Raw genomic sequence first — 26,293 nt, forward strand, 5'->3', positions numbered from 1 at the left:
GTTTAACAGCAGTTATTGAAGTGATTTTGATGCTTTCAACCTTTAGTTATTTAACTAATTTCTTTAACAATTTTTTTCCATACGGAATAGTCAGCCATTCCCGAATAGTAAACAAACGCAGTTCAATGGCCACCCCAGCAAATACTAGCATTCCAATCAAAACAATTAGAATAATTACCAAGCCCAGTTCAACTCGATTAAGATTTGGCAAAATCGCCAGCAGTCCTAACCGTGTCATATACACAACCACTGCCATTGTCAGACTGGCAACCGCTAGTTTACTTAAGAACCGCCAATCAAGCCGAATATTTTCTTTTAGAGAAGAAGATATTCGTAGTCGGATACAAATCAACATAACAGCCAAGCTTAACACAGTTACAAAACTAGCCCCGTTAATTCCATATTTTACAACAGCTAACTGATTAAAGCCCAATTTAACGATCAATCCCATTATAAACGCAAAAATAGCCGGTTGAAAAATACTTAAACTTTGGAGAACACTGTTATAAGTGGCAATTAGTGCTGCAAAAATCACGGCGATCACATAAATTCTTATGGCAGTTGTGCCTTCCATATTGCCAAACAACACTCGATTTATTTGAGGGAGTAAGGCAATCATCCCTACTGTAGCCGCCGTCGAAATTGCCAGTCCAATATGAAACATTGATTGTGCTGTCCGTTTAAAATCATACTGATTTTGTTTTTGAACTGCCTTCGTTAAAGATGGCAGCAACGTGGTTGAAAAAGAGGTTGCAATTACTAATCCCAATTGAACAAGTGGTTGAGCACGATCATAAACACCCTTTAAAGATTTTGCTGCTTCATTAGATAGTCCTTGACCGACCAAGCCATTTTTTACGGAAAACGAATCAATAAGTTGAAGCAAAATAATAATTGCGGCAAATAAACAAATGGTGCCACCTTCAACTAAAAAACGTTTGACGAGGTGACCGTAGTTTGACGGTACAGCTAAAGCACCAGTTTGTTTGGGCATTGATCTAAAAATCTTCGTTCGAAAAAGTTGTAGAAAATATAGTGTACTTACAACGGCCGCAATTACCGCTCCAGACATGGCCCAGGTACCCATTTTATACACATTCCAATTTTGGTGAGCAGCCGTATAAGCTACGCCAATGATAACCGCCACACGAACGACTTGTTCCATTATTTGTGAACGGGCTGTTGGCAACATTTGAAAAATTCCTTGGTAATAGCCTCTACCAACCGCTAAAAACGGCATAAATATAAACATCAGTGATACACATCTGATAATTGGTGTTAGCTGTTCATCCCCCATTCCTCGGGCAATCTCCGGAGCACCAAGAAGTAACGCCACAACAATCAGAAATGATATGACACTTAAAATTACAAACGATTGGCGAGCCACTTCAACTTTACGCTCATCTGAATTTTGCTCCGCGATAAGTTTAGAAATAAACACTGGAAAACCACTGAGTGCAAATGTAATTCCAATTCCGTAAATGGGATAAATTTGCTGATACACATAAAAACCGGTATTACCCACCAAATTTTGAAGGGGAATTCGATACACAGCACTCAGAACTTTGGCGACCAATGAGGCAATCGTTAGGATAAAAGCTCCTTGCATCACATTTTTCATTTTTTTATTTTGCACGGGAGTTCCCTCCTAAGGTTTACGCCACTTTTTTAATTAAAGCTTCCACAAACTGCTGTAATTGTTTTAACCAATCTTTTTCCTTCATTGCGGGTTGAATAACAAGCTTGATCTGCATTTTTTTATTGTCAACATTTACCATTGCCCGTAACTGAGTAGCTGCCAACGCTTCAAAAATATCAGCTTGCTTTAATTTTTGAGTGGCACGTGGCGACAGAGTCACAAAAATATTATCTTCTTGACGCTGAATCTTTTCAATCAATGCCTCATCAGCTAACATTTTTACTTGTCCAATTGCCAATAAATTAGTCACTTCAATTGGATAATCACCAAACCGATCAATTAAATCCTCTTGAATTTCAACAAATTGATCTTGATTTTCAATTTGTCGAATTCGTTTATACAGTTCGATTTTCTGGCGTTGATCCTCAATATAATCACTTGGTAAGTACGCTTCAATTCCCAGTTCTACTTCTGCATCAGTAGTCACCTTGGCAGCTTTCCCTTGCTTTTGGGCTACAGCATCAGATAGCATTTGCGTGTACAAATCATAACCAACTGAATCAATAAAGCCGTGCTGTTGCTTACCTAATAGATTCCCAGCTCCTCGAATTGATAAATCACGCATGGCAATCTTAAAACCAGATCCTAATTCCGTAAAATCTTTAATAGCCTCTAAACGCTTTTCGCTAATTTCAGTCAAAACTTTGTTTGGTTTATACGTAAAATAAGCATATGCCACACGACTACTGCGTCCAATTCGTCCACGAAGTTGATACAACTGCGATAATCCCATATGATCAGCATTTTCCACAAACAGCGTATTTACATTAGGAATATCAACTCCTGTTTCGATAATCGTTGTGGTCACCAAAACGTCGTAATTTCCTTGCACAAAATCATATAATACATCTTCCATTTGCTTTTCCGACATTTGACCGTGAATATACGTCACACTAGCTTCTGGTACTAATTCTTCAATGTGACTCACAGTTTCTTCGATATCTTCTACTCGATTATGCAAATAAAAAACCTGACCGCCGCGCTCCAATTCACGATGAATGCCATCACGAATTGCTCCCGCATTTTCTTCCATGACGTAAGTTTGAATTGGATAACGATTGGTGGGTGGCGTCTCAATCACAGACAGATCACGGACACCAATCATTGACATATTTAACGTTCGTGGAATTGGCGTTGCTGTCAGTGTAAGTACATCAACCTGGGACTTTAAATGTTTGATTTTTTCTTTATGTTTAACGCCGAAACGTTGTTCTTCATCAATAATCAATAAACCTAAATCTTGAAATTTAACATCCTTTGAAAGTAGCCGATGTGTTCCAACCACAATATCAACTGTCCCATTCTTTAATCCGGTCAAAGTTTCTTTAATTTGGCTCTTGGTTCGAAAACGTGAAAGCACCCCTGCCGAAACCGGATAACCACTAAAACGGTTAATCATGGTTTCGTAATGTTGTTGAGCTAAAATGGTGGTTGGCACTAAAAACGCAACCTGTTTTCCTGATTCAATGGCTTTAAATGCAGCTCGTAAAGCAACTTCCGTCTTTCCATAACCAACATCTCCCACCAACAAACGATCCATTGGTTTAGCTCGTTCCATATCTCGTTTAATTTCAGTGACACTTCGCAGTTGATCTGGCGTCTCTGTATAAGGAAAATCATCTTCAAATTGGCGTTGATAATCATCGTCTGGTAAAAATGCAAACCCTGTTTCTGCTTCTCGTTTTGCATAAAGTTCCACTAATTCATCTGCAATATCTTCAATTTTAGCGGCAACTTTGCGTTTCGTTTTAGCCCAATCACTACCACCTAATTTATTTAGGTGTGGTTTTTTCCCTTCAGACGCCACATACTTCTGAACGAGATTTAACTGCGTCACTGGAATAAATAACTTGCCACTGCCAGAATATTGAATTGTAATGTAATCCTGATGAACACCATCAACTAATAAAGTTGTCATCCCTGTATAACGGCCAATTCCGTGATTAACATGCACAACATAGTCACCCGGTTTTAATTCGGTGTAACTCTTTAGTCGTTGCGTATTTTCCATTTTTTGGCGTTTAGGACGTTTCTTAGGAACTTTGGCAAATAACTCATGTTCTGTCACAACCACAAGATTTGCCTCGGGATACTCAAACCCACTGGTAAGTTGTCCTTGCATGACCGTCACGGCTTGTGCCTGAATCGATTTACCGCGCGCAATCACAGCATCAATTTCAAAATCTCTCAGTGTCTCACTAACTTTATCCAGACGATCTTTCTTTTGAATTAAAACAACAACTGTTTGTCCCTGTTTTTGCCAGCGATCCATTTCCGTCTTTAAAACCGGCATTTGTCCAAAAAATTCTTGCATTGCTCGCGTCTTAAGATCCGTTAATTGATCAAGTCTTAAACGTCCTAGTCCTTTTTGAAATAAGGACAATAATATTTGTGCTTGCTGGTTTGTTTTAATTAATTGGCGAATCTCAAAACCAAATTTTTGTGTTGAAATAACTTCATGGGTTTTTAATTTATCGGCTACCCATTCAGCTTCATCATCTTGTAAATCATTCTCAGCTTCTAATATCCGGGAATAATCATCCATGACCAAAACACCGTCAGCGGCCATGTAATCCAATAAGTTGTTTTTTTCATCATATAAATAATCAGTAAAAACAATATCATTTGGTCGTACATCACGTTGTTGCCAACGATCAAGAATTTCCGTTGATTGCTGCGTCAATATTTGCAGATCATTATCATTTTTAAGACGGCGTTTTTCAGTAGTAACCGCTTTTTGGAAATTTTGAATCCCTTTTTGTAGCATTACCTTCGTTACGATAAAATCGGTGGCGGGTAAGATTAAACAACTCTCAATGTTTTCAACACTGCGTTGTGTTTCCGCATCAAAATAGCGTAACGAATCAACCTCAGTATCAAAAAAGTCAATTCGAATCGGATACTCGGTTCCTAAAGGATACACATCCACGATTGACCCACGAACAGCAAAGTCGCCAGGTCGAGCCACCATTTCTTCGCGGACATACCCCATATCAACTAATTGATCCTCAAGTTGTGTAAGTTCAAAATCTGCTCCAACACTTACATCAAGAACCGCCTGTTGCATAACTTTTTTGGGCGGTAAAAAACGGCGGATCCCGGAAACTGATGTGACATAAACACCGGGCTTATTGGTTAAAAGAGCTTGAATAAACTCCGTTCGTTGGGCCCGATAAATTGGTGAGCTTGTCGCCGCAGAAGCTGCAAGGGTTTCTTCTGCCGGAAAAAGGTGAATCTGTGAATCATCCAATATGTTTTGAAGATCATCGGTGAGTTGTTGTGCATGATAGAGATTGTCGGACACGGTTAAAATAGGGACCTGTTTTTGTTTAAGCAGTTCACTTAAAAAAAGTGTTCTTGCAGAACCGACTAGTCCAGTAACTAACTGTCGTTTTTGTGGAACTACTTGCTGCAAAACTTGTTGCATTCCATTACTTTTAGCAAAGAAATCCTGAATATCCATTATGGATCTCCTTTCTGCTTTTTTAATTATATTTATTCATTAAATCTGCAATTGACATACCCTTAACCCAGTCCTCTAAACCATTTATACCGCGATCTACACTTTCATCAAATAATGGTCGCTGTGTTGCCGTGAATTTACTTAAGACATAGTTCACAACTGTTGTCTTTTGAGGATGATCAGTACCCACTTTGAGGCGGTCAAAATCTTGCGTCTTCAAATGGGCGATCAAACTTTTAATACCATTATGACCACCAGCAGCCCCTTTTTGACGAAAACGAATTTTGCCAACTGGTAGATCCATGTCGTCATAAACAACAATTAAATCCTTAATATCAATTTTATAGTAATCCATTAATGGTCGTACTGCGCGACCGGATTCATTCATATAAGTAGAAGGTTTTACTAGTAGGATTTTCTCACCATTAATTTGAGTCGTCGCTAAACTGGCTTCCATTTGGTGTTTTGAAAAAGTTGTGTGATACAAACTGGCTAACCGATCTACCACCATAAAACCAGTATTATGCCTTGTTTCGTCATACTGCGTACCAATATTTCCTAAACCAACGATCATTTTCATGATTAATTTAACTCCCTTAATTTGCTTGTATATTTGTCTAAAATAATACAAAATGGCCGAACAGAAAAAATCCGTTCAGCGCTCCGTTTATTTGATTAGTTAATTGTAGCATACTCGCTTGTTCCTTGCAGTTTCACAAGCTTAGGTTACTTTTATTTATTTTTTACTACTAAACTTAAATTTGTGAAAACTTTAATTAGTGAATGCGAAACCAATGGTGAACGTGTTATACTTGTATCTGAAATTACAAATTGAAAGGATGTTATATTTTGTCTAATACACCAAATCATCAAAAAGTTGTTTTAGTTGGCGATGGCGCCGTAGGTTCTAGTTTTGCTTTTGCAATGGCTCAACAAGGAATTGCTGAAGAATTCGTTGTTGTCGATGTCATCAAGGAACGTACACAAGGTGATGCACTTGATCTTGAAGATGCAACCCCATTTACTTCACCAAAGAAGATCTATTCTGGTGAATACTCAGATTGCAAGGATGCTGACTTAGTTGTCATCACAGCTGGTGCTCCTCAAAAACCTGGTGAAACTCGTTTAGACCTTGTAAACAAGAACTTGAAGATTTTATCAACAATTGTTAAACCAGTTGTTGACTCAGGCTTCAATGGTATTTTCTTGGTTGCTGCTAACCCTGTTGATATCTTAACTTACGCTACATGGAAATTCTCAGGATTCCCTAAGGAAAAAGTTATTGGTTCAGGAATTTCTTTGGATACTGCTCGTTTACGTGTAGCTCTTGGTAAGAAATTCAATGTTTCACCTGCTTCTGTTGATGCTTACATCTTGGGCGAACATGGCGATTCAGAATTTGCTGGTTACTCAGCAGCTACTATCGGCACAAAACCATTACTTGAAATTGCTAAAGAAGAAGGCGTTTCAACTGATGATCTTGCTAAGATTGAAGACGACGTTCGTAACAAAGCTTACGAAATCATCAACAAAAAGGGTGCAACCTTCTATGGTGTTGCAACTGCTTTGACACGAATTTCAAAAGCTATCTTACGTGATGAAAATGCAGTTCTTCCTGTTGGTGCCTACATGGACGGCCAATATGATGGCTTAAAAGACATTTACATTGGTACACCAGCTGTTATTAATGGTTCAGGTTTAGCTCGTGTTATTGAATCTCCATTAAATGCTGATGAAAAACAAAAGATGGCTGCTTCTGCAAAAACTTTGAAGAAAGTTTTAAACGATGGTTTAGCTAACTTGGAAAAATAAAGTCAATTTTTTGACTGTTATTAAAAAATCGATAATTCGCGAACTTAATTTACGCGGATTACCGATTTTTTGTTTGTCTAAAAATTCAAAGTACGAAAGGCGGTCCGCATCTATTAAATGATTGAGCTCAGCAAAAACAGTCTAAACTGTCGTCTGATTCACCAGGCTTAGAACTCGCACTGTATTTCGGCTCAACTCGCATTGGAGGACGGACGATTAAGCTAATTTTGTTCCTACTAATAACTTCATCACAGTTGACTAGGCATAATTTCATTCTTTCAACCTTTAATTATTGATTTAAAAACTAATATCGTTTAACTCTTATATTGCAGTTTCTACCTTTTTGCAGTATCTTGAATTATATCAATTAATGAATTGACTTCATTTTAGGAGGAACACATGAGACACAAATCAAGAAGCAATTGGCGTATTGTTGGCATTTTAGCTGCTATACTCCTTATTATTTATGGAATTGGCACTTTTTACTTTGCTACCAACAATCATTTTTTACCCAATACTAAAGTTGCTGGTGTAAATGTTGGCAACAAATCGGTAAGTCAAGCGTCAACCGCAATTACTAAACAGTTGGCTAACCGTAAATTTTCAATCACCCAAAATGGTAAAACCCTAACTAGCTTTAGTACCAAACAGATTGGTCTAAAATTGCAATCCACAACAGCTTTAAAAACAACTTTGCAAAAACAATCAGTTTGGTCTTGGCCCCTTCATCTTATAAATGTGGCATCAGCTGCTACTACAACTGCCTTAACAACAACCCAAAGCCAAAAACAATTAAAAAAACTGGTCAATCAAGAAGTTATTAAACTAAACAAGAATCGAACTGCGGGGACCAGTGGAAAACTTCAAATTAATAATGGTCAGGTTAAACTCTCTAAAGGCACACAAGGTAATCAAATTGATGCCAACAAACTGACCGCTAAATTAAAAAAGGCCCTTGCGTCAGGAGCAACCACACTTGCTATAACCAAATCGGTTTACGCTTCAACTGTCACTGGCTCAGATGCTCAGATTGCTAAAAAAGCCGAAACGATTATTAATGAAAAAGCTACGTATAATGTCGGTGGCTATAAGTTCACGATTCCTAAGAGTGAAATTGCTAAATGGCTTACCTATCAAAACGGCAAACTTGGTTTAAATTCAACATTAGTCCGTGCTTACGTTTCTAAAGTCAATACTAAATATAAAACATATGGAAAAACGAAAACTTTCAAAAGTACATTGCGAGGAACTGTTTCTGTAAGTGGTGGTTTTTACGGATGGAGCCTCAAAGTTGATGATGAAACTGCGGCATTAAGTACTGAAATTTTAAAGGGTAAAGATTTCACTCGTCAACCGATCATTCAAGGAACCGGTTATAACACGAACAAACAAGTAATTGGTAATACGTACGTTGAAGTTGATAAGAAAAATCAAAAAATGTTTATTTACGTTAACGGTAAACTTAAATTGAAGACAAATGTCGTTACTGGCCTTCCACCAAAGCAAACAACAACCACTGGAGTTTGGTCTGTTTGGGCAAAGAAACGTAACGCAACGTTACGCGGCTCCGATCTTGATGGCACAAAATATGCCACCAAGGTAAGTTACTGGATGCCTATTGATGACACTGGGATTGGTATTCATGATGCTTCATGGCAACCCACGTTTGGTGGTACTTGGTATAAAACCCATGGTTCTAACGGTTGTATCAATACCCCACCTTCTGTAATGCCAAAGGTTTATAAACTCGTAGCGTTAGGAACACCTGTCATTGTCTTTTAAATATTTATTAAAAGAGTGTGATAAAATAGTGAGAAGTCTCATTATTTTATCGCACTCTTTTTGAAAACATGCTATTATTAAGTTTGTGAAGACTACTTATTCAGTTGGAGGGATGCTATATGCTCTTAAAATCACTTGTTAAACCAAAAGAACGTCTAACCACCATACGTGAAGACGCAACTTTGGAAGAAGCACTCAAGACTCTTGAGGATTCAGGTTTCCGTTGTGTACCTATATTAGACGAAACGGGTCAGTTGTTCCGCGGAAATATTTATAAAATGCATATCTATCGTCATAAGTCTCGGGGTGGCGATATGAGCCTTCCTGTTACAACCTTATTGAAGAATGCAACCAAATTTATTTCAGTTAACGCGGCCTTTTTCAACGTATTCTTTTCCATTAAAGATTTACCTTACATTACGGTTTTAGATGACAATAATCATTTCTACGGAATTTTGACCCATGCCCGTCTTTTAGACATGCTGTCACAATCTTGGAATGTTAACGTCGGAAGTTACGTTTTAACCGTTGTTTCAAGCGGTGAACGTGGTGACTTAGCTTCTATGGCTAAGATTATTACAAAATACACGTCAATTGCCAGTGTCATGTCATTAGATGCTCAAGGTGGCGAACTTGTTCACCGAACTCTTTTCACGCTCCCATCTGAAGTGGGCAAGAAAAAGTTAGACCGCATCGTGGATAATTTGGAACGTAAAGAATTCCGTGTTCCTGAAATTGAAGATTTACAGTCTTACGATCGTATTTAAATAAGACCAAAAAATGCCAGCCTGGTAATCAAACCCGGCTGGCATTTTTGTATATGTGAAGTAATTCAAAAGTTTATATCGGTAATCTGAAGTTAGAACATGCGGTTACCTAATTCCAAAGTATCAGCAACAATCAAATTAGTTAAAGTTTCATCTACCAATAAAGTAGATCTCACGTCTATTAATCTTCAATACGTTGATTAAAATGAACAAATTTATCTAAGTAATACATAATAGGCGCCGTCACTGTCATAATAATGAGTTCTGAAACCGCCGTTGTAAAGTATGTCCACCAGAATGGTAAATTTAAAGTTAACTTCAGCTCTAATGCCACCAGACACATTGAAACAGTAAACAAAAGCGTGTTTAGGGCCATTTTCTGCCACATTTTTGGTAAATGTGGACTGATATAAGCTACCACTAACAAAGCCAGTAAAGTTTGCCCAGTACCAAAAATTACATTTGGAATTGAATTGCCAGGACCGAATGCATTGAACAACAATACACCTGCTGTAATTCCCCAAATATACTTTTTGTTAAAGACAACTAAATGATTCAGTCCTTCAGAAACTCGAAACTGAATAGCTCCCGAAGCTAAATTTAAAACACTCACTAGCAATGATAAAACGATGTACAATGCGGCCACCATTGCATTTAAAATCCAGGATTTCGTCTGATGATTGGTCATAAGAAATACCTCCTTAGTTTTTTTGTGTGGGATAATTGCGAACCACGAACCTTTTTATGATATCATAAAACCATCTATAATTCAGGAGGCTCTTATGAAAAACTCACTGATGATTCGACCTCTTTGTGATTCTGATGCCGAATCTCTATACAAAATGGAAAATGAAATTTGGAATCCTAACAATACGCCTGCCAGCATTTCATATCCAAACGCCCAAGCTTATCTTGAGGATCATTCAAATCAAGATACAATTGTTGCCGTTGTTGATGATTTAGCGGTTGGTTCAATTGATTATCACCCAGCCACTTCAAAACCTGCTTCAAAATATACTTGGACTTTTGGAATTGGCGTTTCTCCTAAATTTCAATCCCTTGGAATCGGCGGTCAATTACTTGAACACTTCAAACAATTTGCAAAAAAATCTGGTGTTCATAAAATTCATTTACGGGTTCTCGGAACTAACCCCGATGCCATTCAATTTTATAAAAAACACGGCTTTGAAATCGAAGGCATTTTAAAAGATGAATTCTTTTTAAACGGTATTTTTGTCGCCGATTATCAAATGGTCTACTTCTTCAAATAGGCTTCTACATATTGTTTCAAAATAACAGCCTGATTATGGGTTTCGTCTTTTGCTCCATAAAGAAAAATAACATCTTGAGTGCGTAGTTCTGTTTGAATTTTTTCAAGAAATTCGGTTGTGAAATCAGCTTGGTTCAATTCTAACCGATATTTTTCAGCAAACTCCGTAAACTTCTCCGGGTCATGCCCGAACCATTTTCGTAATTCCGTACTGGGACCTATTTCTTTTGCCCACCAAGCTAACTTAGCGTTAACTTTTGAAATACCTCGTGGCCAAAGACGATCTACCAAAACACGATAACCCGTTTCGTCAATTGGTTTAGTATAAATTCGTTCTAATTTAATTTGCATCGCATTGTCCTCCAAAAAATAAAATTAAAAAGACTAGTAACCAACGTCGCCTTGGTGCTAGCCTTTTTAGTTTTCCTATGTGTAATAGATCAAACATCTTTATGTACGTTGAACGTTTTCAGTTAAGCCAATACTTACTCTCAATGCATTATCGACTTCACGCATTTTGCCGGATGCCAATTCGCCAACGCGATCTTTAAGCCGTTGCTTATCAATCGTCCGAATTTGTTCCAATAAAATAACTGAATTTCGTTCAACTCCAGTCTCTGCAGCTGTAATCCCAACATGAGTTGGCATTTTTGGTTTTTGAATCTTAGCAGTAATAGCTGCCACAATCACAGTAGGACTATAGTGATTACCAATATTGTTTTGGATGATTAAGACAGGGCGCATTCCACCCTGCTCTGATCCAACTACAGGAGACAGGTCCGCATAAAAAATGTCGCCACGCTTAATGTTGGCATCACTCATTGCGATTGTCACCCCTAATTACTTAGTTTCGTAAAAACTCATTGTAGCACTCATCATCACAAGCTTGAAATTCATTTACAATTTGTTCATTTAAACTAGCCATTGTTTCATATCCCTGAATCAAAGCCTGCACACGGTCAAATTGATGATCAGCAAAATAAGTTTCCACTACATCATCAGAAACTGTTTCTTGATTAACACCAAACAAATCACAATACGCCTGCAAATGACTTACAGTCGCTTTTCCATCATTAGTTATAACTTGGTTCTGCTGATTGTTTTCCATGATCAAAACTCCCGTCGTTATTCATGAATTACCATTACTATATCACGTTTCCGTGCTAAATGGTAACAAATTTATTAAGATTTTTAATCATTGACGTACACGCGGGGTATTCTTTCTGAAAAACTACAAGCAATTTCGTAATTAATTGTTCCAGCCTGTTCCGCTACATCAACCAATGAGATTTGTCGTTGTCCACTTTTCCCAACTAACACAACCTCAGTTCCAGGCGCGTATGCTTTTGGCAACCGAATCATCAATTGATCCATGCAGATTCTGCCCACAATTTCACAAAACTGACCATCTACCAGCACATGAAAGCCTTGTAAACAGCGAGGATAGCCGTCTGCATAACCAATCGGTACGGTACCAACCCATTCATCTTCAGGTGCCGTATAAGTTGCGCCATAACTTACGGAACGTCCTTTTTTAATTTTTTTCACAAAAACAAGGGCTGAACTCAGAGTCATGGCTGGCTGCAATGCATAGGGTGCTTTGATAACTCGTCCAGATGGGTTTATACCGTATGTAGCTGCTCCAAAACGAATCATATTTCCTGTACAGGCGTCATGCCACAAACTAGTAGCCGAATTTGCCACATGCACATATTTCGGTCGTTTGGTTAAAACAGCCATAAATTGTTTAAATCGAGCCACCTGCGTTTCAAAATAATGGTCATCTACCTCATCGGCTGTAGCAAAATGCGTAAAAATTCCTTCAAACAAAAAATGATTTGAATGCTCATTCAGGTAGGATTCTGCTGTCTTTAACTCTGCTGGCTCTTGAAACCCAATTCGTCCCATTCCTGTATCCAACGCTAAATGTACGTTAACTTTGGCACCTGAATGTAACTTTTTATTGGCCGTTTCAAGCCATTCTCGACTGCCAACTGCAACAGAAATTTTTTGATCAGCCAAAATTTGTGCATATTGTGGATCGACAATCCCTAATACCAAAATCGGTTGTGTAAACCCTGCTTCGCGCAACTCCAGTGCTTCATCCAAAATAGCCACACAAAAACCAGTAGCCCCTGCTTCAGCCGCATATTTCGCCACATGAGTTAGCCCATGACCATAACCATTAGCTTTAATAACCGCAAATAATTCACTGCCGGCTTTCAATCGTCCTAATTCTTGTTTAATATTTTGTCGTATTGCCTGCGCATCCACTTTTAATACCGTTGGACGATGGGTTCCTGCATTCATAAGATAACTATCCTCTTTCTTCTAAAATCACCTGGGTCATTACATAACTCTCCGTATGTGATATCGAAACATGCGCAATTCCGTTAAATGGTTGTTTGGTCACAACTGGCTTTCCAGATGATTCATCCAAAATCTCAATATCTTGAAAACCAACTTCAGCACCTAATCCAGTACCAAAAGCCTTACTGTATGACTCTTTTGCTGAAAAACGGCCCGCCAAAAACTCCGCTGCTCTTTTTCCAGAATATTTTTTATACATTATCTGTTCTTTATCGGTTAAAATACGTTCCGCAAATTTTGGAAGATGCGATTGAACCTTGAAGACTCGATCAATATCAGTTAAATCAATCCCGGTACCATAAATCATAAACTCATCTCCAAATGTAAGTTACTCTCATTTTAACAGATCTCTATTTACAGATACGCAAAAGGTCTCGAAATATACGCAAAATTTTTCATCAAGTTCTTAACCCGTAATTCCAGTGTAAAACGCAGCTCACAATAAGTAAAACTCATCTTTCTCAAAATAAAATGAATGATATTCATGTATAGAAAACAAAAAAACTCCCCACTTTCTGAATTACAGAAAGCCAAGGAGTTGTTAATCAAAGAACAACGGTTAGCTTTAATTATGTTCTCTAATGGTGAATTTACGATTTGATGAAGAGTGACGATTGCCGCTATTGTTACTGCTGCCACTGTTCTTCTTGTAGTTACCACGGTTACGATCTGATTTACCATGATTATTATCACGGTCGCGATTACCACGATAGCTGCTGCTACTGTTACTACGACGTTTGTTATTACCACGATAACCGCCACCACGGTGACCATTACCATGATAATTTCCACCCTTACCGCCCTTATGTTTTGGTAAAGGACGTTCTGGTGTAATACGTACCTTAACTTGGCTGGAATCAGCCTTTGTTTTACTGCTTAACAAAGCTGCAACCAATTGTTCTGGTGTGTATTTTTCCAATAATTCTTTGGTTTGGTCGCTAAATTGATCCTCGTGAGTTTTAGAAACTAATTCTTCGATTTCTTTTTCAGCAAGCGTCACGCGACCCTGGAAGGCTTCCTCATCTGTTGGTGGCTTGAGTGGTAACATGCGTTTCTTCGTTAATTTTTCAACTTCACGAAGATAATCCATTTCCCAAGGAGTTACAAATGTAACAGAAACACCATGTGCTCCAGCCCGGCCAGTACGGCCAATACGATGAACGTAGCTGTCTGGATCCTGAGGAATATCGTAGTTATACACGTGGGTTACACCCGAAATGTCTAAGCCTCGAGCAGCCACATCCGTTGCAACCAAAATATCGATTTGACCATTACGGAATTTTTGTAAAATGCTTGAACGACGTTGTTGTGTCAAGTCCCCATGAATACCAGCGGCATTATAGCCACGAGCTTCTAGGCCACGGGATACTTCATCCACACGACGTTTTGTTCGTCCAAAGACCAAAGCTAAAGCTGGGTTTTGGACATCCAAAACACGAGTTAACATATCAAACTTTTCAAATTCTTTTGATTTAATATAGTATTGGTCAACCAAATCAGCTGTTAATTCTTTTGACTTAACCGTAATTTGTTCAGGATTTGTCATAAACTTAACGCCAATTTTCTTCATTGCTGGAGGCATAGTGGCTGAGAATAACAAAGTCTGACGACTATCAGGTGTTTCAGAAATGATGGACTCAATGTCAGGCAAGAATCCCATGTCTAACATATCATCAGCTTCATCCAATACTAAAGTTTGAACATTTTCTAATTTAATTGTATGACGACGAATATGATCTAATAAACGTCCAGGGGTTCCCACAATAATTTGGGGATGATTCTTCAAGTTTTTAATTTGGCGACGAATATCTGCACCACCATAAACAACTTGTACTTTAACATGTTTGGCTCTACCTAAACGATATAATTCTTCTTGCGTTTGAATGGCAAGTTCACGTGTTGGTGAGACAACTAATGCTTGCACGTTGGAATTATTAACATCAACATGCTCCAATATTGGCAAACCAAAGGCTGCCGTTTTTCCCGTTCCTGTTTGTGCTTGGCCAATAATATCTTTGCCAGCTAAAACGTGGGGAATTGTTTGTTCCTGAATCGGGGTTGGGGTCTCATAACCACTTTCTTGAATGGTTTTTTGCAACTCATCCGATAAATCGAAATCTGTAAACTTCAAATAATTTTCCTCCTAGTGAAATCGTGCTTCTGTCAGAATCCAAAAGAAAATCCGTCCTTTTATTCAGCAATTCTGAGAAGTCACAGCTATAAACATAACCTTAACATCATACACCCGCGCATATAAATAAGCAAACCAGATCAATTCTATCGGTTTGCTTAATAGATTTGTACTATGCGTTTTGTAAACCTGCTAAAACTTTTTCAAGATGAATTCCATGACTACCTTTAATTAGGATTTCATCTTCTGCCGTTAATTTGGTATTCAAATCAGCAATTAACTGGTCTTCTTGGTCAACGCTGTACCAATGAATTTGAGTTTCTTCATACTTAGCCTTTAACGTTTTTGCCAGCGCCTGCATATGAGTCCCAACTAAATAAACATCCTCAATCAGTTTGGGATCTAAATAATCTGCCAATCCTGCATGCATAACGTCAGATTGTTCGCCTAGCTCTAACATATCTCCTAAAACCACAAAACGTTTACCTTTACTTTCGGTTTTGCTAAATGAAGTCAAAACTTCCTTTGCAGCAGTTGGATTAGAATTATAAACATCACTTAAAATTAATTCTCCAACCTTACCACGCACCCATTCTGTTCGATTATGCGTAAGTTGAAAGTCTTTCAATGCTGCTCCTGCTTTATCAGGGGCAATGTGATAGGCCTTTGCCACCGCAATTGCGGCCAAAGCATTCATGACATTATATTTCCCAATCATTGGAATTGTATAGGTTTGACCAGGAACTAGGTTAATTTCAAAACTTGTGTGGTCGCGAGCTCCCTGAACATTGCTAGCAAACAAGTCATCAGCCGCACTGTTTCCAAACGTATACTGACGCTGGTCAACTTTTTTACTGCGTTCTCGTAGAAGTGGTTCATCCCCATTGTAAATAAACAGTCCATCTTCTTTTAAACCATGTGTAATCTCTAATTTGGCATCTGCAATTTTATCACGTGTTCCAAAGAAGCCAATGTGAGCCTCACCAATCATCGTGATAACAACGGTGTCAGGTTGTGCCATATGACTAAGAAAATCAAGTTGTCCAGGGCGATCCATCCCCATTTCAACAACTACCACTTCCGTATTAGCATTCATGTTTAGTAAAGTAATGGGTACACCAATGCCATTATTAAAATTAGCCTGCGTTTTAACCACATTATATTCTGTTTCTAATAAAGCCGCTGTCATATCCTTGGTAGTTGTTTTACCATTACTACCGGTAATTGCCACTACTTTAGGATTGATTTTTCCTAGATAATAAACCGCTAATTTTTGCAAAGTTATCAGTGGATCATCCACAACCAAGACGGGATACCCACTTGGCACATTTTCGTGATCCTTAGCCCATAAAGTAGCTACCGCACCATTTTGCATCGCATTTTCAACGAATTCATGACCATCTCTTTGGCCTTTTAGTGGAATAAATAATGAATTTGGTTGTACCTTGCGGCTATCGAACTCAACGCTTGTAATCGTAATCTCCTGCCAACTTTCAGGTACATCATCAATTCCAATCGCATTGGCAATTTCTGTCAACTGCATTTTCATTTTATCCATTCTCCTAATCTCGAATTTTGAACCCTTAAATTATACCACAACCTGAATTTCATTCACTTTGACAATAAAAAGAAAAGAACTGAACAAGTCAGCTCCCACAATTCTTTAGTTTAATAAAATTGGTCATCTTCAAATGCCCGTGAATCTGTAATCACTAAGTGCCAGTGACTGCTCGCCATATTGTACCGCAAAACTGCCACTTGATTAGCACGATTATATAACGACGTCCGACTTCGATAAATCGGCGACTGTCCATTATCATGCGCAACTAAAATTGGAATTCGATATTGCTTTTCTTGTTCAAACGCCTGGTCAAACGCAAAAATAATGCCACTACTTAAGATTGGGGTTAATTGACGCAACATAGTTTGTGGAATGTCTGAAAACCCGTCATACCGTCGAAACATTCGTCGTTCATTAAAGGCTTGTCTCGTATGACGAATTAAAGATCCATTTAAAACAGGATAGAAATTCTTTAATTGTCGATAATAAACTTTTAGATGTTTACTACCTAACGAAAGAAAAACAAAATCATTTTGCAATTTATATGAAAAAGGTGTCGTATAGTGCGTGTGCATATGACCCAAATACAATAATTCTGCAATTTCTTCAGGTAATAGTTCGTCTAATCCCTCACCATGAGAATAATCTAGCCAACTGAGCTGCGTGGCTTTTGGATTTGTTAGATATTTACGGATATTAAAAGTCCCACTTACCGTGTTTAGTTGGGTATGGGGATCAATACTTAAATTATCATTAATTGGCGTATTTAGCACCAAAATATGCGTTGGTATTCTTGGAATGCCACGTAGAAAGTCTTCGACACTTAGTCCTCTTGAGTATATCAAGTTCGCAATGGGCTCCAAGTGGATATATACGAAATCATCCCGCATAATCTTAATAGCTCACTTTCAATAAATTATCTGTTCAACTTATTATTGTACGCTAGTTTTCACTAAATGACTTACATCTTTTGAAGTCTTGCAATTCGATCTTCAATTGGTGGATGCGTATCAAATAAATGTGAAAAACCTTTCTTTTTCCGTAAAGGATCTGAAATGTACAGTGCCGAACTAGTAGGATCGGCTTCCTTCATGGGTTTGCTATCAGAAATCTTCTCCAATGCCGTGATCAGCCCTTGAGGGTTCCGCGTTAATTCTACGCTTGAAGCATCAGCTAAATATTCACGATTGCGAGACAAGGCCATCTGAGCAATTGAAGCAGCCAGTGGTCCTAAAATAATGAGGACAAGGGATAACACTAGCAGAATAATCTGCATACTGCCCCCTTCGGAATTATTATTACTCCGACGACGACCACCACCCCACCAAAAGGAACGCATTCCAATATTAACCAGCATAGAAATAGCGGCAGAAAGGGCCAGGGCTACAGTTTGTAAACGAATATCGTAGTTACGGACGTGAGATATTTCATGGCCTAAAACACCTTCCATTTCCTCACGATTTAACCGTTCCATGATTCCGCTGGTAACAGCCACTGCGGCGTGTTTAGGATCATTACCAGTCGCGAAAGCATTAGGACTTGGATCGTCAATAATATATACTTTTGGCATTGGAACTTTACCAACTAGCGCCATATCTTCAACAATGTGCCAAAGCTCGGGTTGTTCAGCTTCCGTGACTTCGTGAGCATGATTCATTCGCATGACAACTGAGGTCGATTGTGAAATCATCATTCCCATATATATGGCAGCAACTACAGCAGACAAGATCAGCCCGGAAATTGCACTATCATAGAAAAAATAGCCTAGCGCACCACCAATAAGAAGGACTAAAAAACTAAATCCTATCATGACATACACAGTTCGGCGTTTATTACGCGCAATTTGCTGAAATAGCACTGAGCACCCCTCCTTTCCTACCTAAATGAGTTTATAGATCTTCGTATTTTTTAAACGAAACATCAGGTGTTTTAGTTTCTTCTTCAGGTACTTGAAGATAAGTTGCTGCTTTAAAACTAGTCATTGAAGCAACCAAATTACTTGGAAATGTTTGTAATTTCATGTTATAACTTGCCACACTAGAATTATATAATTGTCGTGAATACGCAATTTTATTTTCAGTATTAGTTAGTTCTTCCATAAGCTTTGTGAATTCCGCACTTGCTTTTAAATCAGGATAACTTTCGGAGAGTGCAAACACACTTTTTAATTGTGAGCTTAATTGATCTGACAAAGCCATTGTTTGTGCACGATCTACTGAATTGGCCTGTGGATTATCAGTGACAGATACCAATTGATTTCGCAGTTCAACTACTTTAGACAGTGTGCTTTTTTCATACGAAGCATACCCTTGAACTGTAGAAACTAAGTTCGGGATCAGATCATTACGCCGTTTTAATTGCACGTTGATTTGACTCCATGATTCTTGTGTATAGGTTCTTGCTTTAACCAAATTGTTATATAATATAATGAACAATCCGATTAAAACGACGACGATTATCGCAATTATTATTCCTATTGTCATATTAATTCTCCTCTACGTTTTAATACCTTGATGATACCAGACGTAAGCCTCTTTATAAAGCGTTAGGCAATGAATTCAATAATTTTTAAGATTAGGTGATTTTATGAAAAAAATTTTATTTGTGTGTCTTGGAAATATTTGTCGCTCCCCGATGGCAGAGGCACTTTTTCGACAAAGAATAACTGAAACAGGCCAAAAAGATCAATTTCAAGTGGATTCGGCTGGTACCAGCGATTGGGAAGAGGGTAATCCCCCTCACCCGCAAACACGCTTAACTTTGCAAAATCACAATGTTTCCACGGCTAATTTAATTTCACGGCCGGTCACGACAGATGATTTCTATAAATTTGATGTTATCATCGGCATGGATCATAAAAACGTTCAGGATTTAGAAGAATTACGGCCTAAAGACTCAACTGCTAAAATTTATCTGTTCATGTCCGTCTCACCAATCCATTCAAATGCAGATGTGCCAGATCCATGGTATACGCATAAATTTGAGGCAGCTTACCAACAAATCGCTGCTGGTATTGACGAATGGGTAACATTTTTAACTGCGCATAACGAATAAAAGATCAACACCATTGGAGTGTCGATCTTTTTTTGTTGTGTGTATGACGTTTTATCTTTATAGCCGAAACGTGCTAAGGAGAGCAGCTTCCTCCGCCTGACAGTTCTTGCGGTGTGAGCTACCTACCGCCACAAGAATGGACATCGTATGGAGCATCATTGATTATTAGCGTTCTTTGCTAATAATCTTCCTTGATGTGGAATAGTGCCAGTTTTTGCGGTGTGAGCTACCGCCACAAGTATGGACAACGTATGGAACATCATTGATTATTAGCGTTCTTTGCTAATAATCTTCCTTAGCGTGAAATAGTGCCAGTTCTTGCGGTGTGAGCTGCCGCCACAAGAATGGACATCGTATGGAACATCTTTGATTATTAGCGTTCTTTGCTAATAATCTTCCTTGATGTGGAATAGTTCCAGTTCTTGCGGTGTGAGCTACCGCCACAAGAATGGACATCGTATGGAACATCATTGATTATTAGCGTTCTTTGCTAATAATCTTCCTTAGCGTGAAATAGTGCCAGTTCTTGCGGTGTGAGCTGCCGCCACAAGAATGGACATCGTATGGAACATCTTTGATCATTAGCGTTCTTTGCTAATAATCTTCCTTAGCGTGAAATAGTGCCAGTTCTTGCGGTGTGAGTTGCCACCACAAGAATGGACATCGTATGGAACATCTTTGATCATTAGCGTTCTTTGCTAATAATCTTCCTTAAATGTGGAATAGTAGCTACGAAAAGGGAACGATTCCCAAACCGAATCATTCCCTTTCCTATGTCTTTTTTATCTTTATAGCCGAAACGTGCTAAGGAGAGCAGCTTCCTCCGCTTAGCTACGAAACCCCAACGATTCCTAAACCGAATCATTGGGGCTTCTAGGCTATGCTCAGAAGCTATACGCTCTCCTTAGCACTCTTTTTTATTTATTATTAAAATTCTTCGAAAAACTCTCTTGAATCGACTTTGGTGCCTTCTTATACGCCACCGATCCCTCGTACTTTCCTCGAATCATCAATCTCTTCGCACCCGTCGCATCACACGTTATCAACGTAATTATTTTCTTATTCGGCACATCATCAATCACATCTACCCGCGTCGCCGCTATAAACTTACGCTCCGTTGCCTTATACGTATAGATCCTCTTCAAATCTGTCACATAAATCTTCATTCCCGGTCGCATCTTCCAATACAATGGACTAAACAAAATATCCTTTCGTACCATATGATGCCCAGCCAACGCATAATTTCCTTGGCCCATCTTCATATCAGCCTTCAACGTAGCCGCCGCCAAAGCCAAGTTCTCATTCGTAATTCCCTGAGCAATCGGCAAATTCAAATTAACCTTAGGAATACTAATCTCACCAATCACATTTAACTTAGCCGAATTAGCCCGAGCCTTTGCCACCGTTTGAAAATCAAGCGACTTTACATTTTTAAAATTGTAACTTGTTTTCTTATTTTTATTTTTATTAATCGTCTGCTGCGTAATCTGTGGCTTATAGGAATCTACCAACCAATTTTTAATTTGCTCATTAAAGATTAACGCCAAACTGACAACTAATAAAAGGACAATAAAAATCGAAGTAAGCCATTTTCTAATTCTTGATCGTTTTTTTTGCATGTTCTTCTCCCAGTAACCGAAATAGTGGTATTCTAATAAATATGGTTTTTGTTACACCAATTGTTTGTTTTAGAAAGGAGGATGGCTTTGTCTTCTAAAATTAAAAGATTAATTTTCAAAAAAAGAGCCCCCTGGGAACAAAACCTTGTTGTTTTATGGTTCGGAACTTTTATGGCCGGGATGGCTTTTAGTGAAGTCATGCCCTTTTTATCGTTATATGTAGACACTCTAGGCCAATTTTCCAAGCAACAACTTACATTCTACAGTGGGATCACATATTCTGCAACCTATTTAGTTACCGCTTTAGTTTCTCCCATCTGGGGAAAGCTTGCTGATTCAAAAGGTCGAAAACTGATGATTCTCCGCGCATCACTTGGGATGGCATTCGTCATCGGTGCAATGGGATTAGTTCAATCCATTTGGCAACTTATTGCACTACGTATGATTCAAGGAGTTTTTTCTGGTTACATAAGTAATGCCAACGCTTTGTTAGCTACTGAAACACCCAAAGAAAAAAGTGGTCTTGCTTTGGGAACACTATCTACTGGTTACGTCAGTGGTAATTTGATTGGCCCGTTACTCGGTGGAATTCTTGCCGAATTTTTCTCTTACCGAATTACTTTCTTCATTACCGGTGCAGTATTGTTACTCGTCTTTTTCTTAAGCTACTTTTTTGTTCATGAACACTTTCATCCCGTTGAACGCGCAAAGCCTTTATCTACCAAAGAAGTCATTGGCAAATTGGATAATCCCAAAATTGTATTTGGCATGTTTGTCACAACCATGATCATTCAGGCCTCAAACAACTCTATTACACCAATCCTAAGTCTTTATGTGCGTCAACTAATGAGGGGTATCGGACCAGTCACACTGGTAGCGGGCATTGTTGCTGCTGTGCCAGGTATTGCGACCTTATTCTCTGCGCCTCGATTAGGTGAACTTGGGGATCATATCGGTACAGAAAAAATTCTTTCCATTGGTTTTATATTTGCAATTTGTATGTATGTGCCAATGGCCTTTGTTAATTCCGTATGGTTATTAACTTTCTTCCGATTCATGGTCGGTATTTCTGACGGTGCCATGTTACCCGCAGTTCAAGCTATCTTGTCCAAACGATCTCCCGCAGAAGTCACAGGACGTGTTTTTAGTTGGAACCAGTCCTTCCAAGCACTTGGTAACATGTCAGGTCCCTTAATTGGCTCTGCAGTTTCTGGAACATTTGATTACGGTTCTGTTTTCATTTCAACGTCCGTTCTGGTCGCCTTAAACTTTATCTTAGTTCAAGTTAATACTCACCTTGATAAAAATCGAGAGTAAAATCTAATGCAAAAATAGGCATAATCACATTGTGAAATCTCACAATGGATTATGCCTATTTTTTTAGAATTATGCTTCTAAACCATTTTAACAATCACTGTTATCTGTATAAACAAAAAGCGCAAACCAACTAAAAACGTTAGCTTGTGCCCTTTTAAACGCAGAATTACTTGTCGCTGTCTGTAAATCCGTATTTTTTGTTGAAACGATCGACAGTTCCATCGACTTGGTTGAATTTCTGACGACCTGTGTAGAATGGGTGTGAATCAGATGAAATTTCAACACGAACTAATGGATATTCCTTGCCATCGTCCATCTTGATTGTTTCATTAGAAGTCTTTGTTGAACCGGAAATAAACTTATAACCAGTTGTTGAATCCTGAAATACGACTTCGTGATAATCTGGATGAATTCCTTTTTTCATTATAATTACGCTCCTTTGCCATGAGTCATTTACTGAGACATAGTTATTTTGTTCTTAAAATAATCAACGACCACTATAATATCATGAATATCTGTTAGACGCAACTCACTTTTAACGTAGTTTCCGCTTTCGAATCGTTGATTTAAACTTTACATTTTCAATTTCGCTTAAAAACTCTTGATCATTTTTAGTATTACGTAAAAATTGCAATAACTGTTCAGTTGTCTCCAGTGAATCGCCAACCATTGCACGACGAATGCGCCAAACTTCATCAAGCATTTTTTGTGGTAGTAACAATTCTTCTTTTCGCGTCCCGGATTGTTTAATATCCAGTGCGGGGAACACGCGCCGTTCTGCCAGTTCACGTGATAGTGTTAATTCAGAATTCCCGGTTCCCTTGAATTCCTCATAAATAACATCATCCATTCGACTTCCAGTATCTACGAGAGTAGTGCCCAAAATCGTTAGACTGCCACCCTCTTCAATATTTCGTGCCGCACCAAAAAACTTCTTTGGCTTGTAAAATGCTGCCGGATCAATACCACCGGATAATGTTCGGCCACTTGGTGGGATCACTAAGTTATAAGCTCGAGTTAGCCGTGTGATTGAATCTAATAAGATCACAACATCTTCTTTGTCCTCTACCAAACGCAAAGCACGTTCCAAAACCAATTCAGAAACCCGAATATGATTTTTAGGTTCTTTGTCAAACGTAGATGACACTACCTCACCTTTGATGGAACGTTCCAAGTCTGTCACTTCTTCTGGACGCTCATCAATCAATAAAACAATCAGTTTCACTTTTGGATAATTGGTGGTAATGCCATTGGCAATTTCTTTTAATAAGGTTGTTTTTCCGGCCTTAGGTGGGGCCACAATTAATCCTCGTTGCCCAAAACCAATTGGTGTGAAAATATCAACTAAGCGTGTTGCTAAATTTTTGGAAGTTGTTTCTAATTTAATTTGTTGTTTAGGATAGATCGGTGTTAACGCGGGGAAATGCGGACGCTGTTTTGCTTCTTCTGGATTTTTACCGTTGACTTGGTCGACATGCATCAATCCATAATAACGTTCAGAAGGTTTTGGATGTCTTGCTTTTCCAGTCACCAGATCGCCATTTCTCAATCCAAAACGTGTAATTTGTGAAGCAGAAATATAGATATCTTCTTGAGAAGGTCCGTAATTAATTGGACGGAGAAACCCAAAGCCCTCTTGAGAAACGATATCTAAAACGCCTTCCATTTCCACAAAATCTTGTTCCTTAGCCTGAGCACGAATGATTGCCAAAGATAATTCAGCCTTATTCATCTGCCCGTAATACGGAATTTTAAACTTTCGTGCAAAACTATAGATCTGTTTAAGCGTCATATTTTGCAGTTCCGCCATTGTTAAAAAGTCACTCATACTTTACCTCTATTTAACTTTTTCTTCTTCATCACTCACAATTTCAATGTCAGCACCCAATTGTTGAAGTTTATGAACAATGCGATCATAACCACGAAGAATATTATCTGCTTTGAAAATTACAGTTGTTCCAGAGGCCATCAATCCAGCAATCATCAACGCCGCTCCTGCTCTAATTTCGCCGGCTTCAACGTTGGCACCATGTAACTGTTCTGTGTGTGCAACAATAATTATGTCATTTTCAACGCGTACATTAGCACCCATTTTTTGCAACTGTGAGATGTGTTTAACTCGTTTGGGATAAATGGTATCCACAATAACACTGCTTCCCTGCGCCTTCATCAAGGCTGGTGTGATTGGTTGTTGAAGATCCGTTGCAAATCCAGGAAAAGGATTAGTTTTGATCTCAATTGCGTGCAGATTATTAGCTTCAGGAACATAAATACTGTCTTCACCAACATCCAAATCAACGCCTAGTTCAATAAGCTTCGAGTTAAAAGACTCCAAGTGTTCTGGGATAATGTTGTTAATTTGAATGCCATTTCCGACCGATGCCGCCAATGACAAATAAGTTCCAGCTTCAATTCGATCTGGAATAATTGTATGCGTAGCACTAGCTCTCAAACTATCCACACCATCAATCCGAATAACGTCGGTACCTGCGCCGCGGATTTTGGCTCCCATACTGTTTAAAAAGGTAACCAAATCGATAATTTCGGGTTCACGAGCTGCATTTTCAATAATTGTTTGTCCATTAGCTTTTACAGCCGCCAGAATCACGTTAATAGTTGCACCAACGGAAACGACATCTAAGAAAATATGGGCACCGTGTAGTTCACGATTATCGGTTGTAATATAGACAGAATCATTTTGTTCGTTAACAGTTGCTCCTAAAGCCTTAAAACCTTTGATATGTTGATCAATTGGACGAGGTCCAATATTATCTCCACCAGGGAAACTAACTGTTGCACGTTTGAATTTACCTAGCAATGCCCCCATAAAATAGTAGGAAGCACGCAAACTTTTAATTGCCCTACTTGGTAAGGCACTTTCAATTATATTAGTTGGATCAATTTCCATGACACCATCTTTAAACGTTGAATGAACATTCATTGATTCAAGAATGATCATCAAATTATGAACGTCTAGGATGTCAGGAACAGAGTCCAGGCGGACAGGGGTATCGGCCAATATAGCAGCTGGAATTAAAGCTACTGTGCTGTTTTTAGCACCACCAATGGTCACTTCACCGGAAAGTTGTTGTCCGCCACGGATTACCATTTTTTTCATGTGTACTTTCCTCACTTATCAACATGCTAATAATTGTACAGTCAATTCTAATCATAAATAACCTATATCAAAAAAACAACCATAAATTTAAAAAAATCTGCAGTCTAAACCCGACTAGGGGTTTTTGTGTCAAAATATTTAATTTGGTCTAATTTTTCCATAAATTAAATACTAAAGATTGAAAGTACAAAAACACATCTTGTTATCTGGTACAAAAGCATTCATGTTAACAAAGTTAGATTTAACTGCCGTCTTCCAGCAAATTTGGGCTGGAACGTAGTGCGAGTTCTTGCGGCTATTTTTTGCCACAAGAATCGACATCGTACGGAG

24 protein-coding genes and 1 riboswitch are annotated in these 26,293 nt (G+C 38.5%); of the genes, 6 read left to right on the plus strand and 18 right to left on the minus strand.

The genetic code is table 11. The features are described from left to right. Window positions 1-46: 46 nt before the first annotated feature. The 3 genes from IV87_RS09200 to pth are packed head-to-tail and all read right to left on the minus strand — an operon-like array spanning window position 47 to window position 5,742. Complete coding sequence (locus IV87_RS09200; protein WP_057807583.1) at window positions 47-1,636, minus strand: putative polysaccharide biosynthesis protein; 1,590 nt, start codon at window positions 1,634-1,636, stop codon at window positions 47-49. A 19-nt stretch (window positions 1,637-1,655) separates the two neighbouring features. Beyond that, the gene (gene mfd, locus IV87_RS09205; RefSeq protein WP_057807585.1) at window positions 1,656-5,162 is read right to left on the minus strand and encodes a transcription-repair coupling factor; all 3,507 of its coding nucleotides are present in this window, start codon (window positions 5,160-5,162) and stop codon (window positions 1,656-1,658) included. Window positions 5,163-5,184: 22 nt separating this feature from the next. Then, complete coding sequence (pth, locus tag IV87_RS09210) at window positions 5,185-5,742, minus strand: aminoacyl-tRNA hydrolase (protein WP_057807587.1); 558 nt, start codon at window positions 5,740-5,742, stop codon at window positions 5,185-5,187. A gap of 269 nt (window positions 5,743-6,011) precedes the next feature. Here pth and IV87_RS09215 point away from each other — a divergent pair, with 269 nt between their 5' ends. The 3 genes from IV87_RS09215 (at window position 6,012) to cbpA (ending at window position 9,523) form a co-directional block, all read left to right on the plus strand. Next, window positions 6,012-6,974, plus strand: coding sequence for an L-lactate dehydrogenase (locus tag IV87_RS09215; RefSeq protein WP_057807589.1), 963 nt, complete (start codon window positions 6,012-6,014; stop codon window positions 6,972-6,974). Window positions 6,975-7,373: 399 nt separating this feature from the next. Next, window positions 7,374-8,756: a L,D-transpeptidase family protein gene (locus tag IV87_RS09220; RefSeq protein WP_057807591.1), complete on the plus strand. Its 1,383-nt coding sequence runs from the start codon at window positions 7,374-7,376 to the stop codon at window positions 8,754-8,756. A gap of 119 nt (window positions 8,757-8,875) precedes the next feature. Then, a complete protein-coding gene (gene cbpA, locus IV87_RS09225) occupies window positions 8,876-9,523 on the plus strand; it encodes a cyclic di-AMP binding protein CbpA (protein WP_057807593.1) in 648 nt (215 codons plus the stop codon). A gap of 181 nt (window positions 9,524-9,704) precedes the next feature. Here cbpA and IV87_RS09230 read toward each other — a convergent pair whose 3' ends face one another. Next, a complete protein-coding gene (locus tag IV87_RS09230) occupies window positions 9,705-10,211 on the minus strand; it encodes a QueT transporter family protein (RefSeq protein ID WP_057807594.1) in 507 nt (168 codons plus the stop codon). 7 nt (window positions 10,212-10,218) lie between these two features. Continuing rightward, window positions 10,219-10,263: riboswitch (PreQ1 riboswitch) on the minus strand. 42 nt (window positions 10,264-10,305) lie between these two features. Between IV87_RS09230 and IV87_RS09235 the strand changes: the two genes are divergently transcribed. Further along, complete coding sequence (locus IV87_RS09235; protein WP_057807596.1) at window positions 10,306-10,794, plus strand: GNAT family N-acetyltransferase; 489 nt, start codon at window positions 10,306-10,308, stop codon at window positions 10,792-10,794. On the opposite strand, the gene IV87_RS09240 is transcribed toward IV87_RS09235, so the two are convergent. The 10 genes from IV87_RS09240 to IV87_RS09285 all read right to left on the minus strand — a co-directional run bounded on the left by IV87_RS09240 (window position 10,779) and on the right by IV87_RS09285 (window position 19,338). Then, on the minus strand, window positions 10,779-11,144 hold the full coding sequence (locus IV87_RS09240) for a DUF488 domain-containing protein (protein WP_057807598.1): 366 nt from the start codon (window positions 11,142-11,144) through the stop codon (window positions 10,779-10,781). The two genes, IV87_RS09235 and IV87_RS09240, sit on opposite strands and share 16 nt — an antisense overlap. A gap of 99 nt (window positions 11,145-11,243) precedes the next feature. Next, window positions 11,244-11,615, minus strand: a complete 372-nt coding sequence (locus IV87_RS09245; protein WP_057807601.1) for a type II toxin-antitoxin system PemK/MazF family toxin — start codon at window positions 11,613-11,615, stop codon at window positions 11,244-11,246. Window positions 11,616-11,637: 22 nt separating this feature from the next. Beyond that, window positions 11,638-11,901, minus strand: a complete 264-nt coding sequence (locus IV87_RS09250; RefSeq protein ID WP_057807603.1) for a hypothetical protein — start codon at window positions 11,899-11,901, stop codon at window positions 11,638-11,640. Between the two features lie 83 nt (window positions 11,902-11,984). After that, entirely contained in the window at window positions 11,985-13,103 is a 1,119-nt protein-coding gene (gene alr, locus IV87_RS09255) for an alanine racemase (RefSeq protein ID WP_057807605.1), read from the minus strand. Between the two features lie 7 nt (window positions 13,104-13,110). After that, the gene (acpS, locus tag IV87_RS09260) at window positions 13,111-13,470 is read right to left on the minus strand and encodes a holo-ACP synthase (protein WP_057807607.1); all 360 of its coding nucleotides are present in this window, start codon (window positions 13,468-13,470) and stop codon (window positions 13,111-13,113) included. Between the two features lie 258 nt (window positions 13,471-13,728). Beyond that, entirely contained in the window at window positions 13,729-15,294 is a 1,566-nt protein-coding gene (cshA, locus tag IV87_RS09265; RefSeq protein ID WP_057807609.1) for a degradosome RNA helicase CshA, read from the minus strand. Between the two features lie 172 nt (window positions 15,295-15,466). Continuing rightward, a complete protein-coding gene (locus IV87_RS09270; RefSeq protein WP_057807611.1) occupies window positions 15,467-16,843 on the minus strand; it encodes a UDP-N-acetylmuramoyl-tripeptide--D-alanyl-D-alanine ligase in 1,377 nt (458 codons plus the stop codon). 119 nt (window positions 16,844-16,962) lie between these two features. After that, on the minus strand, window positions 16,963-17,700 hold the full coding sequence (locus tag IV87_RS09275; protein WP_236698992.1) for a hypothetical protein: 738 nt from the start codon (window positions 17,698-17,700) through the stop codon (window positions 16,963-16,965). Between the two features lie 116 nt (window positions 17,701-17,816). Further along, window positions 17,817-18,713 (minus strand): zinc metalloprotease HtpX, encoded by an 897-nt coding sequence (gene htpX, locus IV87_RS09280; protein ID WP_057807615.1) that lies wholly within the window; start codon window positions 18,711-18,713, stop codon window positions 17,817-17,819. A gap of 31 nt (window positions 18,714-18,744) precedes the next feature. After that, entirely contained in the window at window positions 18,745-19,338 is a 594-nt protein-coding gene (locus IV87_RS09285; RefSeq protein ID WP_057807617.1) for a LemA family protein, read from the minus strand. A gap of 103 nt (window positions 19,339-19,441) precedes the next feature. On the opposite strand from IV87_RS09285, the gene IV87_RS09290 reads away from it, so the two are divergent. Then, the gene (locus IV87_RS09290) at window positions 19,442-19,909 is read left to right on the plus strand and encodes a low molecular weight protein-tyrosine-phosphatase (RefSeq protein ID WP_057807619.1); all 468 of its coding nucleotides are present in this window, start codon (window positions 19,442-19,444) and stop codon (window positions 19,907-19,909) included. Window positions 19,910-20,826: 917 nt separating this feature from the next. Here IV87_RS09290 and IV87_RS09300 read toward each other — a convergent pair. Further along, a complete protein-coding gene (locus IV87_RS09300) occupies window positions 20,827-21,528 on the minus strand; it encodes a class A sortase (protein ID WP_057807624.1) in 702 nt (233 codons plus the stop codon). 87 nt (window positions 21,529-21,615) lie between these two features. Between IV87_RS09300 and IV87_RS09305 the strand changes: the two genes are divergently transcribed. Next, window positions 21,616-22,845 carry a multidrug efflux MFS transporter gene (locus IV87_RS09305; protein WP_371862113.1) on the plus strand — a complete coding sequence of 410 codons (1,230 nt, stop codon included), beginning with the start codon at window positions 21,616-21,618 and terminating at the stop codon, window positions 22,843-22,845. A 166-nt stretch (window positions 22,846-23,011) separates the two neighbouring features. Here IV87_RS09305 and IV87_RS09310 read toward each other — a convergent pair whose 3' ends face one another. The 3 genes from IV87_RS09310 to IV87_RS09320 all read right to left on the minus strand — a co-directional run bounded on the left by IV87_RS09310 (window position 23,012) and on the right by IV87_RS09320 (window position 25,963). Next, window positions 23,012-23,269 (minus strand): type B 50S ribosomal protein L31, encoded by a 258-nt coding sequence (locus IV87_RS09310; RefSeq protein ID WP_057807628.1) that lies wholly within the window; start codon window positions 23,267-23,269, stop codon window positions 23,012-23,014. 111 nt (window positions 23,270-23,380) lie between these two features. Next, window positions 23,381-24,673, minus strand: coding sequence for a transcription termination factor Rho (gene rho / locus IV87_RS09315; RefSeq protein ID WP_057807630.1), 1,293 nt, complete (start codon window positions 24,671-24,673; stop codon window positions 23,381-23,383). 9 nt (window positions 24,674-24,682) lie between these two features. Continuing rightward, window positions 24,683-25,963 carry a UDP-N-acetylglucosamine 1-carboxyvinyltransferase gene (locus IV87_RS09320; RefSeq protein ID WP_057807634.1) on the minus strand — a complete coding sequence of 427 codons (1,281 nt, stop codon included), beginning with the start codon at window positions 25,961-25,963 and terminating at the stop codon, window positions 24,683-24,685. Window positions 25,964-26,293 lie beyond the last annotated feature (330 nt).

Source organism: Pediococcus ethanolidurans, assembly GCF_001437405.1.
GTDB classification, from domain to species: domain Bacteria; phylum Bacillota; class Bacilli; order Lactobacillales; family Lactobacillaceae; genus Pediococcus; species Pediococcus ethanolidurans.